This is a genomic window from Streptomyces sp. NPDC058773 (assembly GCF_042746015.1).
Taxonomy (GTDB): domain Bacteria; phylum Actinomycetota; class Actinomycetes; order Streptomycetales; family Streptomycetaceae; genus Streptomyces.
This window is the reverse complement of record NZ_JBHYPE010000011.1, coordinates 164,890-178,188: the sequence shown is the minus strand read 5'-3', so window position 1 is coordinate 178,188 and position 13,299 is coordinate 164,890. Positions and strand designations below refer to the sequence as shown.

Sequence of the window (13,299 nt, the reverse complement as noted above, 5' to 3'; positions counted from 1 at the left end):
CGACAGGAGGTTCTGACAATGGACCAGAGCGCCAAGAGGCTCACGACCCGAACGGAGACCACGGCCTTCCAGGAGCGCCCGCCGGCCATAGCGGCGGCGCGCGAGTCCTTGGCCTCGACCGGTGCCCACCTCATGCCCGCAGCCGCCGTGAAGGCACACTTCGGCACCGGAGAGGAGGAGTGGGCGCGCTTCGCCACCCACTGGGAAGGCCTGTCCCCGGACCGGTACGCCGCCGAACGTGGCACCTGCCGACTGCGTCGCTACGGACAGTTCGCGCTCACCCCCGCCACCGGTGAGCTGACCCAGTTGCCGGACACCCCGTTCGTGCAACCGGACCGGAGCAACCCCCTCTACGTGGACATCGACCGTCACTTCGATCCGCTGACCGACGCCTTCGCGGCGGACCCGCTCCTGCACTCGATCGTGGCGCTGCTCGGGCACATCGCGGGCGCCCTGGACTCCGCCACCCGCTGGATCGCCAAGGTGCATCCGTTCCGCGTCGTCGCCAGGGCCGGCGGTGAGGGGCAGCCGACTCCGGAGGGCCGGCACCGCGACGGCGTGACGCTGGTCTCTTCGTTGCTGGTCGGCCGCAACAACGCGACCGGGGGCCGGAGTTCGGTCTTCGCTCCGGACGGGCCCGAACTGCTCTCGACCACTCTGGCCGAGCGCGCGAGTCTGCTGCTGTCGGACGATCGCCGCACCTTGCACGACGTGTCACCCATCCGGCCGCTGGATCCCTCTCGGCCCGCGCACCGCGACGTGCTGGTCACCACACTCATACCGGCCGCGCTGTGACGCCACCTCCCGGTCCCCAGGTCCGCACCTTCACGCTCGCCCCATCGGACCGGGGAACGTTCACAGGCGGCTGACGGGTCCGGCCTTCGTGCCGGGCCCGCTGGCCGGCTCACCGCCCGGCCGGAAAGAGCCCTCGCCCGTCTGGCCTTCGACGAGAGCGTGTGAGGCGGCGCTTGGGCAGGCTGGAGACATGCCCAAGCCTCTCCCCCTCATCGTGGTGCACCCGCCGAGCGCCTCCGGCGGCCGATGGGTGCATGTCGATGACGAGGTCCTCGGTATCGCCTACGGCGTCGTAGATCTGCTGGAGTTCCTGCGCCGCGCCGGTCTGGATCCCGAGGAGGTACGGCTGAATGACCCCGCGATCAAATGGCACGGGGGTGGGCCCCACGTCTGGGGCGCCGAAGTCGTCTGACGCGCCGAATCCAGGCCCGTATTGCTCTTCTGCTTGCCGGAGCGCGCCCCGGCGGAGCTGTGTTATCCGGCGGGGTGCGCGGGGTCCTTCAGTGCCCATGCTCTGCCGGAGCAGTCTTCCGGCAGAGGCGGGAAGGTGTGGTCCTTGACGTTGGTGCTGGTGCTCCAGCGGTGGGATTTCCCGCAGTCACACTCGTAGATTCCACTCTCCGGAACCCTCTCACCCGGATGGAACGTCGGCGTCTGTTCACTCATATCTCCTGTCTACGGCCAGTTCCTCAGCCCCGCGACCGCAGACACGAGCCAGCTGAGATGAACGGGCCCGCCGCGCGGCGAGCGCGCAGGAATGCGGAGTATTCGGCGCGCGACGGTCGTTACGTATGCGCCGCTCGCCAGAGGAGAAACACGTGAATGCAGGCGTGTGACGGAAGGAGGGAAAATCGGTTCGCTGCCTGCGGCAGACGCGGCTCGCCGCTGGGCGGCTGTCCTGAAGGCCCATCAGTTGCACAACGGTGACGGAGGCAACGATGACCACCCCACGGCGGCCCCTACCAGGCCTGGTGGGACACCGGCTTCCTCGTCCTGGGCGGCCTGCTGCGGACCGGCGGATACGTGCTTCAGCGCAGCGGCCCGCCCTTCGGCCCCGACGCCCCCGTCACCGGCGCCGGCCGTGCACCCCGGGACGCCTGATGGACCACGAGATGCCCGCGCACGACGCCCACACCTCCGTCAGCAGCCGGCCGGACCCGGTGGTCCCCGCGCCCGGGCTGCTGCTCGCCGCCGGTTCTACGTCGTGCTGGCCCATCGAGCCGGCCACCGCAACGCCGCCCAGAAGTGGCGGCGGTGGCGGACGGCGAGTTTCGTGTCCCGGGTGGCGCTGCTCGCTCTCGCGCTGCTGCCTCCGGTGGCGTCCCATGCGCATTCCGACTTCCGCACCCACATGGTCCAGCACATGCTCATCGGCATGTACGCGCCCCTCGGCCTGGTCCTCGGCGCCCCCGTGACCCTGCTGCGCACGTTGCCGGCCGCCCGGGGCCGGCAGCGGCTTCTGGGTCGACGTCCCCGCCCCCATCGAACAGGTCCGGGGCGCCGCGGAGATCATGTACTACGGCGGCGACATCGCCGAACTCCTCCTGGCCGGTGCCCTGGTCGCCACCTGGCGCCCCGCCCACCGGACCGTCGGCGCCCGGCTGAAGCTGCCGTAGGCAGCGCGCCCGTCGCGCCCCGGAGCGGCAAGCCGCTCCGGCAAGCCGTGCGCCGGCTCACGGGCGTCGGCCGACTGCCGTGACCAGTTCCCTGGCCCTTCCGCCGGGCAGTCGTGGAGCCAGGGGGGCCGTGTCGTCTCCGGCGATCTCTTGAAGCCCCTGTAGGAACTCGGTGACGGCCTCGGTCGCGGTGCGCTGCGGGGTCCAGTCGAGTTCGGTGCGGGCCCGGGTGGTGTCCAGCAGTGGCAGCCTCAGCACCGCGTCGAAGAGCTGCGGTGAGGCCGGGACGAGGTGCAAGTGCCATGCGGCGGCGAGCGCGTTGCGCAGCGGAGGCAACGGGAGGCGCACCGCGCGGGCGTGCAGGATTTCGGCGAGTTCCGCGGCATCGATGACCGGGTCAGCGGCGAGGTTGAACGCCCCGCGGACCGGACGGAGGAGTGCGCGGCGACAGGCATCGGCCACGTCGTCGGTATGCAGCGCCTGGAACCGCAGACCAGGGATGTCAGGGAGCGCGGGTATGAGCGAGGAGCGGGCCAGCCTCTGGGGCAGCAGGGGTCCGGCGAACAGGCGGCGCTGCTCGGAGGCCGATTCACGCTTGAAGAGGAAACCGGGGCGCATCCGCACCACTCGCACGGAGGGGTGCCGCTGCTCGAAGGCGTCGAGCACCCGCTCCAGGTAGGCCTTCTCCCGACAGTAGGCCGCCTCCGGCCAGCCGTGGGTGGGCCAGGACTCGTCGACGAACTGGTTCTTGGGTCCGGGCGAGTACGCGCCCACCGAAGACGCGTGAAGGAGGACCGGGACCCCGGCCGCCGCCACCGCGTCGAAGACCCGCATGCCCCCCAAGACGTTCGTGCGCCAGGTGGTGACCGGCTCGTGCGTGGGCTGGAAGAGCCACGCCAGGTGGACCACGGCGTCCGCACCCCGGAAGTGACTTCCGAGGTCGGCCTCGGGGTCGCCGATATCCACGCACCCCCAGCGGGTCTTGGCGACCGGCAGTTCGCAGGGCCGCCGCGCGAGGCCGAGGACGGAGCCGATCGCGGGATCCTCGCTCAGGGCCCGAACGACACTGGTGCCGACGTTCCCCGTGGCCCCGACGACGACCACCTTCAGGCCGGATGCCTTGGCCTCGCTGCGGTCGTGGTACTCCACCATGACGGACTCCTTCCGCGGACGGCCTCCGCCGGGGAACGCCCCTCGGTGCACCGGCGACCTCGGCGGCTGTTATCAGACCTTTTGCCTCGTTTCTCCCCCTTGAAACGACAGGCCGTTGCCGGCTCGCGTCACCGTCGGCCGCGCCTCGGCCCAGGCGTACGTCGTGCGCGGCACGGCATGTCTCGCGCAGCCGAGCGCCCCCGCCCGAAGCGCAGCCGGATGGCGCAGCCGCCCGTATCCGCGCGGACATCGCGCTCGACACGGCCCGCGCGTCGTTCTCCGCCGGTATGCGCGATGCCCTCGCAAGGTGCTGGACGGGGCCCGGCGCCTTGGACTGCCCAGTTCGCCCAAGAAGCTGGCGTCCGTCGTAGACGACGCCGACCTGCCCCAATGTGCCGCGGCCCTGGTCCGCGTCGCTCTCGACAAGCGGAAAGCCGCCCAGGTGCGCTCGGCGGCAACAGCCTGAGGAAGGCTCTCCCGGTCGTCCCGGTCGTCCCGGTCGGCAATGCTTTTCCGGCCGCGCCCGCCGAGTGACGCTGCCGGGTGGCGACCCGCCGCAGGACGAGCCCGGCGCCTGTTGCGTGCCTTGTGGCGCGAGCGTGTGGCCCGGCACTCAGATCCGCGACCCGGGCTCGGCCAGTGGAGTCCTCGCGGTGGGAGACGCTGCACGGTCGCGATCTGCGTGTGTCGAGGCAGCCGCGGCTTCCCCTGGTGCGCACCGGCCACCGCAACCGTGCCGGCGCACGACTGCCTAGCGGACATCGCCCTCTTGCCAGCCCCGCACTCCACCGGCCCGCATTTCGAAGATCACAACTCCGTTGCCCGGTCAACCACGTGCGCCGGTTCTAAGCTGAGAGAGGACCCTTGTAAAGGAGGTCTGCCGATGTCAACAGGCACCCTTCTGGCGATCATCATCCCCGTCGTGGTGGTGGTTGCTCTGCTAGCCGTCGGAACCACGCTTCTCGTGAGTCGGCGCCGCCGTCTACGTGAACGCTTCGGGCCCGAATACGAACGCACAGTTGAGGCCGCAGACAGCCGGCGGGCCGGCGAGCAAGAGCTCAGAGCACGCGAAAAGCGCCATGATTCGCTGGACATCAAGCCCCTGCCCAGCAGCAGCCGAGAGCGATACAGCCGCGACTGGGCCGGTGTGCAGGAAGAGTTCGTCGACCGCCCCGAAGAGGCTGTGCATGACGCGGACCAGCTGGTGACGTCCCTGATGCATGAGCGGGGCTATCCAACCGAAGACTTCGAGCAGCAGCTCAGGGACCTCTCCGTCGAGCACAACCGCACGCTGGAGCACTACAGAGCCGCCCATGAGGTCGAAACGCTCGGTATCCAGCACAAGGCCACCACCGAGCAACTGCGGGGCGCCATGGTGCACTACCGCGCCCTCTTCGACGAACTGCTCTCCGACGGCGGTCAGGCGCGACACGCCCCTGCCTGAGCGCACCCGCCATTCACCGCATCCCATATGCACCGCATCGAAGGCTGCAGATATGCGACGCGACCGAACGCGCGATTCCGGCCCCGAGCAGAGGGGCCTGACCACCGAAGATCTGGCCCGGCCCGCCGAGCCCCCTCCCGACGAAGAACTCGCCGCGCAAGCCCCCGCCTTCCCCGGCGAATCCGCTCCGCAACGAGCGAAAAGCGCAACAGCTGCCCCGGCTGGAGCGGACACCGTCGAGGAAGAGGCTCCGCCGCTTCTCTCGGCAGAGAATGCCGATGGGTTCCGTAGCCGCTGGCAGGAAATCCAAGGCGGATTCGTGGACGACCCGCGCGAAGCCGTGCAGAGCGCCGACGCGCTGGTCGCCGAGGTGATGCAAAGCCTGGCCGCGACGTTCTCCGACCACAAACAGGCGCTGGAAGAACAGTGGAACCGTGGCGAGCAGGTGGACACCGAGGGACTGCGCATGGCCCTGCGCCATTACCGGTCCTTCTTCAAACGCCTGCTCGCCGAGTAGTCCGGGATTCTCAGCAAGCCCCCGGTCGTCGCGTTCGTCCCGCCGCGAGGCCCAAGGTGACTCCACCGACTCATGGCGTCCAGCAGATGTCTCCCGAGGGCCCAGCGGGTTCATGTGTTCTCCGCATCCTCAGCACGTAGGTCTGCCGCAGCTGCGACTCTGATCGATCGTCGATGCATCGCCGCACTCGCTCATGGCAACGGAGTTCCCCCCGTGGCGTTGACGATCTCGGCGGTGATGTAGCTGGCCCGCGGGGAGGCGAGAAAGACGTAGGCGGGGGCCATCTCGGCCGGCTGAGCCGGTCGCCCCAGCGGGGCTTGTTTGCCGAAGGTGGTGGTATCCGGCAAGGTCGCCGGGATCAGCGGCGTCCATACCGGCCCGGGTGCCACGGCGTTCACGCGGATACCGTCGGAGGCCAGCATCTGCGCCAGCCCCTGGGTAAAGGTGACGATGGCCCCCTTCGTCTTCCTCGGGAAGATGAGTGAACATCACGTCCGCGCCTTCCCGTGCGAACGCCAGCGCAACGGCCCGGCCTATGCCGGAATCGCCGCCCGTCAGCAGCGCTTTGCCCCCGTCGAGGAGACCACTCCCCCGGTAGGAATCCTCGCCGTGGTCGGGCGGCGGGTCCATCGGCCCCGTCCACCCCGGGGGCTCTGGTCCTGTTGTGGGAATTCAGGTTGCGGATGCTTGGTGACGGGATTGCGAGGGGCCGGATCTTCCTCTGCCGTGTCGGGCCTCCTGTGAGTGGGCCGTCCCACGGTGCGCCTGTCCCGCTCCGAGTGCCCCGCGGAAGCGCACATGATCAGCGAGCGCATCAGGGGGCCTCCGCGCCGCCGCTGCTGGTCCCGCCCCGACCCAGGTGGCGCGGCCGCGACGCGACGCGCCGGGCTCCGCCCCCCCGTCCGCCTCATGCGCTCCTTGCCGCTGACGACGGTCCCGCCCTGCGCCCTCTACGGCGCTCCTCGGACGAAAGGCGCGGAGCGCATACCACCAGGCTGCGGGTCATCGTGACCCTTCGCACCTCAGTCCGGCCCACCCTTGCCGTGGAGAGCCGTCTGCACAGGTCAAGGGCGTGTACGAAGCTGCTGCTCAGGTCTTCGGCGCATTGGACGGCCGTGCGGCGAAGGAAGAGTTCAGCCCTCCGTCTGTGCCCGCCCCGGACAGCCGGACCACACTCAGCTGACGGGCACCGCACACCGGAACTGCGCGCCCTTTTCGTCAGGCGCATGGTGGAAGTGGGTACCCGAGCAGAAAGCGTCGTGAGGAGTGGCCATGAGGGCTCTGACCTGGCACGGAAAGCGTGACGTGCGTGTGGAGACCGTCCCGGATCCGACGATCCAGGAACCCACCGACATCATCGTGCGCATCACCTCCACCGGCATCTGCGGTTCGGATCTGCACCTCTACGAAGTCTTCGGCCCCTACCTCGACCCGGGCGACATCCTCGGCCATGAGCCCATGGGAATCGTTGAGGAGGTCGGCAGCGACGTCACCAATGTGGCGGTGGGAGACCGGGTGGTCGTCCCCTTCAATGTCTCCTGCGGCACATGCTGGATGTGCCAACGCGGGCTGCACTCCCAGTGCGAGACCACTCAGGTCACCGACCGCGGCATGGGAGCCTCCCTCTTCGGGTTCACCAAGCTCTACGGCCAAGTCCCCGGCGGCCAGGCCGAGTTCCTTCGCGTGCCGTTCGGTGACACCCTGCCCATCAAGGTCCCCGACGGCCCACCGGACCAGCGGTTCGTCTATCTCTCCGACGTCCTGCCCACGGCGTGGCAGGCCGTCGTCTACGCCGCCGTCCCGCCGGGTGGCAGCGTCACCGTGCTCGGACTCGGCCCCATCGGGGACATGGCCGCCCGCATCGCCCTCCACCAGGGCGCGAGCAAGGTCATCGGTGTCGACCTGGTCCCCGAACGCCTCGCACGAGCCCGGGAACGCGGCGTCCACACCCTCGACCTCAACGAACACGGCAAAGGCGTGGCGGACGAAATCCGCCGGCTCACCGACGGACGGGGCACGGACTCCGTCATCGAGGCGGTCGGCATGGAAGCACACGGCGCACCGCTCATCCGGGCCGCCCAGAACATGGCAGGGTTCCTGCCCGACGCCCTCGGCGAAAAGCTGATGGCACACGCGGGCGTGGACAGCATGACGGCCTTCAACACGGCCGTGGACGCCGTTCGCCGAGGCGGCACCATCTCCCTGATCGGGGTATACGGCGGTGCGGTCGACCCTGTCCCCATGCTCACCCTGTTCGACAAGCAGATTCAGCTGAGGATGGGGCAGGCCAATGTCAAACGCTGGGTCGACGACATCCTTCCCCTGCTGAACGACGAGGATGTCCTGGGCGTCGACCACTTCGCCACCCACACCCTCCCCCTGGAAGACGGCCCCCAGGCCTACAAGACCTTCCAGGCCAAGGACGACGGAATGATCAAAACAGTCCTCACGCCCTGATCGGGTCGGCCTCCGGGAGCATTCGTCCTGCACTCCCACTGCAGGGGGTCTCCTGCCTCCGGCGCGGAGGGCCGGGCCCCGGCGGCCCCTCCAGCCTGCGACGCCACGCCTGGCGTGGCGGCTCGAACTACCGGCAGGTGCCCATCGGGGTGGTGGTCTCCCGCAGTGTTGAGGCCGGGGTGGCCACGGTCGCGGTGTGTGCGGAGTTCGGGGCGCCGGTGCTCTCCCGGGGCGGCGGGACCAGCCTGGGGGGGGGCCAGTGCACCAATACCGCCGTCGTCATCGACTGGACGAAGTACTGCAACCGCTTGATCTCGGTGGACGCGGAGCGGCGTACGTGTGTGGTCGAGCCGGGCATCGTCCTCGACGAACTCAATCGTCAACTGGCTGACAAAGGGCTGAAGTTCGGGCCCAAGCCGTCGACGCACAGCCACTGTTCGCTGGGCGGGATGATCGGCAACAAGGCGTGTGGGGCATCGGCGCAGGCATACGGCAAGACCGTCGACAATGTGCGGCGCCTGGAGATTCTCACCTACAACGGCGTACGGATGTGGGTCGGACCCACCTCGGACGAGGAGTACGACCGGGCCGTGGCCGCCGGGGGCCGGCGTGCGGAGCTGTATGCCGGGGCGAGGCGGCTCATCGACCGCTACCGCGGGGACGTCCGCCGGGGCTTTCCCGAAGATTCCGCGGCGGGTGTCCGGCTACAACCTCGATTCGCTGCTGCCGGAGAACGGCTTCGACCTCGCCCGCGCCCTGGTGGGCAGCGAGGGCACGCTCGTCACCGTGCTGCGGGCCGAGCTGGGTCTCGTCCCGGTGCCGGCGTGCGAGTCGATGGTGGTGCTCGGCTACTCCGACATCTGTGCCGCGGCGGACGAGGTGCCGCGCCTTGGTACGCCAGGCATCTGCGGATGCGCGGCACGATGCGCGGTTCGCTGTCCGGAACGCTCGCCACCATGGGGCCGGGGGTGCCGTATGTCATCGGGGCGAAGTTCGCCCACCCGGAGCGGCCGGCGCTGGCCCTCGTCGGGGACGGCGCGATGCAGATGAACGGCATGGCGGAACTCATCACCGCGGCCAAGTACTGGCACGAGTGGCGTGACCCGCGGCTGATCGTGGCCGTGTTGAACAACCAGGATCTCAACCAGGTGACGTGGGAGCTGCGTGCGATGTCCGCCTGCACCGGGGACGAGAACATCTGCCAGTCCCCCGTGCTCAAGCAGTCGGACCTGCGGGTCGTACGGCCTGACGACCCCCGTTGCGTCGGCTGCACCGCACCGGGCGGCTCGGACTTCTGGAAAAGGTGTCGGGGATTCCCGCCGGCGGCGACTCCGGGGGCCCGGTGATGAGCATCGCCCCGCACGGCACCGAAACGCTCCTCGGAGTCTTTGACGGCTCCGACCGGGAGACCATCGCCGAGGCCGGGGAGATCTCCCAGCAACTCGCCTGGCTCCGCGCAGTCATCCGGCGGTAGGGCAGAAGCGGGGAGGAGCGGATGCCGCCGGGGCCTGGTCGTCGTGGGTGAGCGTCCCCTTCGCCTCGTCCGCTCGTTGACGCAGCTCGTCGGAGCCACGCGATGAGGGGCCGGCGGGCGGCGGCAGGGATCAAAACCGCCGAGCCCGAACCACCGCAACTCCCGCCGGAGCCGGGCCAGGACCGAGCCGTGCTGTGCCGTGCCGTGACCGACCGGGGACTGAGCCGTAATTCGTTTGACCAGGTCACAGGTCAAACGCTGCACTGTGGCGGAACACCACAACTCGTGGTGCGCGTACCCCGGGGAGGCAGCGGCAACAATGGAGATCCGTTCCACGACCGACAAGGATCTCGACGTCTTCGTCGGCACACTCCATGCCGCGTTCGGGCGCTTCCCGGAGACCCCGGCCGAGGATGGCGGCGGGGTCTGGTGGGCGGCGCTCGAAATGGACCGCGGCCTGCTCGCCCTGACGGCGGACGGGCGGCCCGTCGGCACCGCCGGTGCCCACCCCTTCGAGCTCACCCTGCCCGGTGAGATCCTCGTCCCGGCGGCAGGGGTGACCGCCGTCGGTGTCCTGCCCTCGCACCGACGGCAGGGCGTGCTCAGCGCGATGATGCGGCATCAGCTCACCGAGCTGCGGGATCGAGGGGAGTTCCTCTCCGTGCTGCTGGCCTCCGAGGCCCCGATCTACGGCAGGTTCGGCTACGGACCGGCGACGTACACGCAGCGGCTGACGGTGACGCGCAACCAAGCCGCCTTCGCCCTCCCCCGGGCGCGCGGCACGGCCGGGGTCCCGGCGACCGGATCGGACACCGGCTCGGTCGAGCTGCTGCGGCGTGCCGAGTGCGGCGAGATCCTGGAAGAGGTCTACGACCGGTACCGCCGCGCCCAGCCCGGCGCGCTGTCCCGGCCGCACCGCTGGTGGGCCTTGGGCGCGGGGCAGCCCCCGGTCTCTCCGGCGCCGCGCTACGTCGCCGTCCACCGCGATGCCGACGGCGTCCCGGACGGATACGCCAGCTACTCGGTCGAGTCCGGCACCCTGACGGTCGACGAGACCATCGCCACCGATGACGTCGTCTTCACCGTCCTGGCCCGGTTCGTGCTCGGACACGACCTGGTCACTCAGGTCGTGTTCAAGCACTTCCCGCCCGAGCACCCGCTGCGCTGGCAGTTCGCGGACTTCCGCGCCGGCGAGGTCAACGACGACACCGACTGGCTCTGGGTGCGGCTGCTGGACGTCCCGCGTGCGCTGACCGCGCGCGGCTGGTGCACCGACGGCGAGCTCGTCCTCGACGTCGACGACCCGTTCCTCGGCGAACAGGGCCGCTACCTCCTCACCGTCCGGGACAGCAAGGCCGGCTGCGTCCCGACGGACCGGGAGCCCGACCTGTCCCTGGACGTGAGCGACCTCGGTTCGGTCTATCTCGGCGGCACCGCCCCGAGCACGCTCATACGTGCCGGACACATCCGGGCCCACCACCCGGGCGCCGCCCCCCTCGCCGACGCCCTCTTCCGCGCGGACCGCTCCCCGCACTGCCTGCACTGGTTCTGACCGCGCGCACCGACCCCTGCGCAAGTGGCGTATCGCCGCCGCTACGACATGATCGTCAGCGGCTTGCCCCCGGTGTCCTCGGTCTGCCAGGCGTCCGCGATCTCCGCGAGGGAGACGGCCTGGTGTTGATACCGGTCTCCCCCGCGGCGGCGCCGGGCCATCAGCCGGTTGAAGATGTCGGGGAACGCCTGCGGTGGCGGGAGGCTACCGCCGGCGATGGTGAGTCCGGCGAACGCCTCGGCGATCTCGCCGTCGGGAACTCCCTCCCGCGAAGTCCGAAGCTCCACGCAACCGCTCCACAACCGGGCGCCGCCCCTCGTTCGCCGTACGGGGACTGCGTCTGCCGGCGAACCGGAGGCATGTACTGCGGCGTAGCTTCTCCGGTTCCTTGCGCTGTGGCCGATGAAGCGGTGGTGAGTGGCCACAGTCAAGGGTGGCCGGCGGGTGCCCTGTCTCAAAGCAGTCTCAGGAGGGTGTCTCCGGTGCCCCTGCACTCTGGCGCGCTGACCTGGCGTGGAGGGCCGGACGGTAGGTATTTCCGGTCGATTCCGGACGGGTTGGAGTGGGGCCGAAATCGGCTGGAAGGTGTCAGGGGCGGATATGGGACAGGGGGCGCATGCTTTCGGTCAATTCTGTGAAGCACAGGACTTGATGCAGGTCAGGGCGGACTTTCTGACAAGTCAAGCTTTGCGCATATCTGTTGACAGGGGCGGAGTGCCGCTGCGACCTTGTCATCGCCTCGCCACTTGAACGGTCGGTAGCCGCACTGCGGCCCCCCGTTTCGGCGTTGGCTCGGTTCATGTGGTCCCGGTGCCGTCGGCGGACGTGCTCCCGGACCTGAAGAAAACGGGGGGCAAGACGTGTATCGCAGCATGCAAACCAGAAGGACCTTGTCGTGACCCTGGTGGTCATCGGCGCCAATCCGACGGTCGCGCAAGCAGCCGAGGCTCTCCCCGGTGACCTCCTTCATGTACAGCTGCCCGGGGCCCCGGCCCTGGACCGGAACGGCCTCGCGCCGGGCACACGGCAAGTGCACACCGTCGACTTCCATGACGGCACAGCCTTCCGGACGTTCGTCGACGAGGTGCTCAAGCCGTTGTCGCCGACCGCCGTCGTCTCGCTGACCGAGCTGGGTCTGGAGCCGGCGGCCGTGGCGGCGGAGCGGCTCGGCGTGCGGGGTGTCACCCCCGCAGTCGTCCGGCGCACCCGCGACAAGCTGGAGATGCGGCGGGCCCTCGAACTGAAGGCGCCGCATCTGAACCCGGCCTTCGCCTCCGGGGACGACCCGGACGCGGTGGCGCGGCTGTTCGCCGGGCACACCCCCGTGGTGGCCAAGCCCGTCAGCGGCGTCGGCAGCAATGCCGTGGCGCTCTTCGACCGAGCGGCGGACCTGCCGACGGACCGCCGGACCGCCGGTACGCTGCTCGAAGCCTTCGTCGGCGGGCTGGAGTTCAGCGTGGAGACGCTGTCCGCCGGCGGTCGGCACACCGTCGTGGGCATCGCCCAGAAGGGGACGACGGGCGGCTTCGTCGAGGTCAGCCATATGATGCCGCCTCCGGCGCTGGACGCCCGCGGACGGGCCCGGGTCGAGGAGGCAGTCGGGCAGTTGCTCGACGTTCTCGGGCTGACGGAGGGCCCGAGCCACACCGAGGTCAAGGTGGACGGCGACCACATCGTCGTGATCGAGACGCACAACCGGCTCGGTGGCGACGGCATCGCGGATCTGGTGCGGCTGACCACGGGTATCGACTGGCGGGTCGCCGCCCTCGGCTGGGCGGTCGGCGCGGGGTTGCCGCGCGGGCAGGCCACCGCTCCCACGGCCGCGACCGTCTTCTTCACCGCACCGCCCGGTACGGTCACCGCTGTCGCCCCACCACCGTCCCTGGCCCACGGGACGATCGTGGAGTGGGAGGTCGGCGTGGAGCCCGGCGACCAGGTGCGCCCGCTCAGGTCCTCCACCGACCGCCTGGGCATGGCCGTCGTCACCGCCGCGGACTCGGCGGCGTGCGTGGCGGCGGTGGCCGAGCTGACGGCGCTGCCGATCGTGACTACTCAACCCGGCGTGACCGTGCCGTCGGCGCGCCGCGCCACGAACGCCCGCGCCGCAGACGACCGCTCCACCGCAGCGCCGGGCACCGCACAGCTCAGTGCCGCACACCAGCCCGGCACCGCACAGCCTGACACCGCTCGGCCCGGCAGCACGGCCCCGCCGAGCACCGCCGCACAGCCCGCGCCCGTCGCGTAGCACCCAGCAGCACCACCCACGCACTCCGGGTCCGGGGCCGCCCAGCC

The 13,299-nt window shown here is 70.1% G+C and carries 10 protein-coding genes and 4 pseudogenes; 11 read left to right on the top strand and 3 right to left on the bottom strand.

The genetic code is table 11. The annotated features are described in order from the left end of the window. Window positions 1-18 precede the first annotated feature (18 nt). The 3 genes and pseudogenes from ACFW5B_RS13050 to ACFW5B_RS13040 form a co-directional block, all read left to right on the top strand. On the top strand, window positions 19-795 hold the full coding sequence (locus ACFW5B_RS13050) for a 2OG-Fe dioxygenase family protein (protein ID WP_386437708.1): 777 nt from the start codon (window positions 19-21) through the stop codon (window positions 793-795). Between the two features lie 190 nt (window positions 796-985). Continuing rightward, window positions 986-1,207, top strand: coding sequence for a hypothetical protein (locus ACFW5B_RS13045; RefSeq protein ID WP_386437705.1), 222 nt, complete (start codon window positions 986-988; stop codon window positions 1,205-1,207). Window positions 1,208-1,552: 345 nt separating this feature from the next. Continuing rightward, window positions 1,553-2,200 (top strand): annotated as a pseudogene (locus ACFW5B_RS13040) (cytochrome c oxidase assembly protein); the annotation flags it as partial. Between the two features lie 268 nt (window positions 2,201-2,468). Here ACFW5B_RS13040 and ACFW5B_RS13035 read toward each other — a convergent pair. Then, complete coding sequence (locus ACFW5B_RS13035; protein WP_386437702.1) at window positions 2,469-3,563, bottom strand: SDR family oxidoreductase; 1,095 nt, start codon at window positions 3,561-3,563, stop codon at window positions 2,469-2,471. 883 nt (window positions 3,564-4,446) lie between these two features. Between ACFW5B_RS13035 and ACFW5B_RS13030 the strand changes: the two genes are divergently transcribed. Next, window positions 4,447-5,007 (top strand): hypothetical protein, encoded by a 561-nt coding sequence (locus ACFW5B_RS13030; RefSeq protein WP_386437699.1) that lies wholly within the window; start codon window positions 4,447-4,449, stop codon window positions 5,005-5,007. A 52-nt stretch (window positions 5,008-5,059) separates the two neighbouring features. Further along, complete coding sequence (locus ACFW5B_RS13025; RefSeq protein ID WP_386437696.1) at window positions 5,060-5,524, top strand: hypothetical protein; 465 nt, start codon at window positions 5,060-5,062, stop codon at window positions 5,522-5,524. Window positions 5,525-5,715: 191 nt separating this feature from the next. Here the strand turns inward: ACFW5B_RS13025 and ACFW5B_RS13020 are convergent. After that, window positions 5,716-6,282: pseudogene (locus tag ACFW5B_RS13020) on the bottom strand (SDR family oxidoreductase). 514 nt (window positions 6,283-6,796) lie between these two features. Here ACFW5B_RS13020 and ACFW5B_RS13015 point away from each other — a divergent pair. The 5 genes and pseudogenes from ACFW5B_RS13015 to ACFW5B_RS12995 all read left to right on the top strand — a co-directional run bounded on the left by ACFW5B_RS13015 (window position 6,797) and on the right by ACFW5B_RS12995 (window position 11,007). Continuing rightward, window positions 6,797-7,981 (top strand): zinc-dependent alcohol dehydrogenase, encoded by a 1,185-nt coding sequence (locus ACFW5B_RS13015; protein WP_386437693.1) that lies wholly within the window; start codon window positions 6,797-6,799, stop codon window positions 7,979-7,981. A 95-nt stretch (window positions 7,982-8,076) separates the two neighbouring features. Next, a pseudogene (locus ACFW5B_RS13010) lies at window positions 8,077-8,872 on the top strand (FAD-binding oxidoreductase); the annotation flags it as partial. Further along, window positions 8,863-9,156: pseudogene (locus ACFW5B_RS13005) on the top strand (thiamine pyrophosphate-dependent enzyme); the annotation flags it as partial. The pseudogenes ACFW5B_RS13010 and ACFW5B_RS13005, both read left to right, overlap by 10 nt. A gap of 170 nt (window positions 9,157-9,326) precedes the next feature. Beyond that, window positions 9,327-9,455 (top strand): hypothetical protein, encoded by a 129-nt coding sequence (locus ACFW5B_RS13000; protein WP_386437690.1) that lies wholly within the window; start codon window positions 9,327-9,329, stop codon window positions 9,453-9,455. A 319-nt stretch (window positions 9,456-9,774) separates the two neighbouring features. Beyond that, window positions 9,775-11,007 (top strand): GNAT family N-acetyltransferase, encoded by a 1,233-nt coding sequence (locus tag ACFW5B_RS12995; protein WP_386437687.1) that lies wholly within the window; start codon window positions 9,775-9,777, stop codon window positions 11,005-11,007. Window positions 11,008-11,048: 41 nt separating this feature from the next. Here ACFW5B_RS12995 and ACFW5B_RS12990 read toward each other — a convergent pair whose 3' ends face one another. Beyond that, window positions 11,049-11,294, bottom strand: a complete 246-nt coding sequence (locus ACFW5B_RS12990) for a hypothetical protein (RefSeq protein WP_386437684.1) — start codon at window positions 11,292-11,294, stop codon at window positions 11,049-11,051. A gap of 608 nt (window positions 11,295-11,902) precedes the next feature. On the opposite strand from ACFW5B_RS12990, the gene ACFW5B_RS12985 reads away from it, so the two are divergent. Further along, the gene (locus ACFW5B_RS12985; RefSeq protein ID WP_386437681.1) at window positions 11,903-13,252 is read left to right on the top strand and encodes an ATP-grasp domain-containing protein; all 1,350 of its coding nucleotides are present in this window, start codon (window positions 11,903-11,905) and stop codon (window positions 13,250-13,252) included. Window positions 13,253-13,299: the final 47 nt, after the last annotated feature.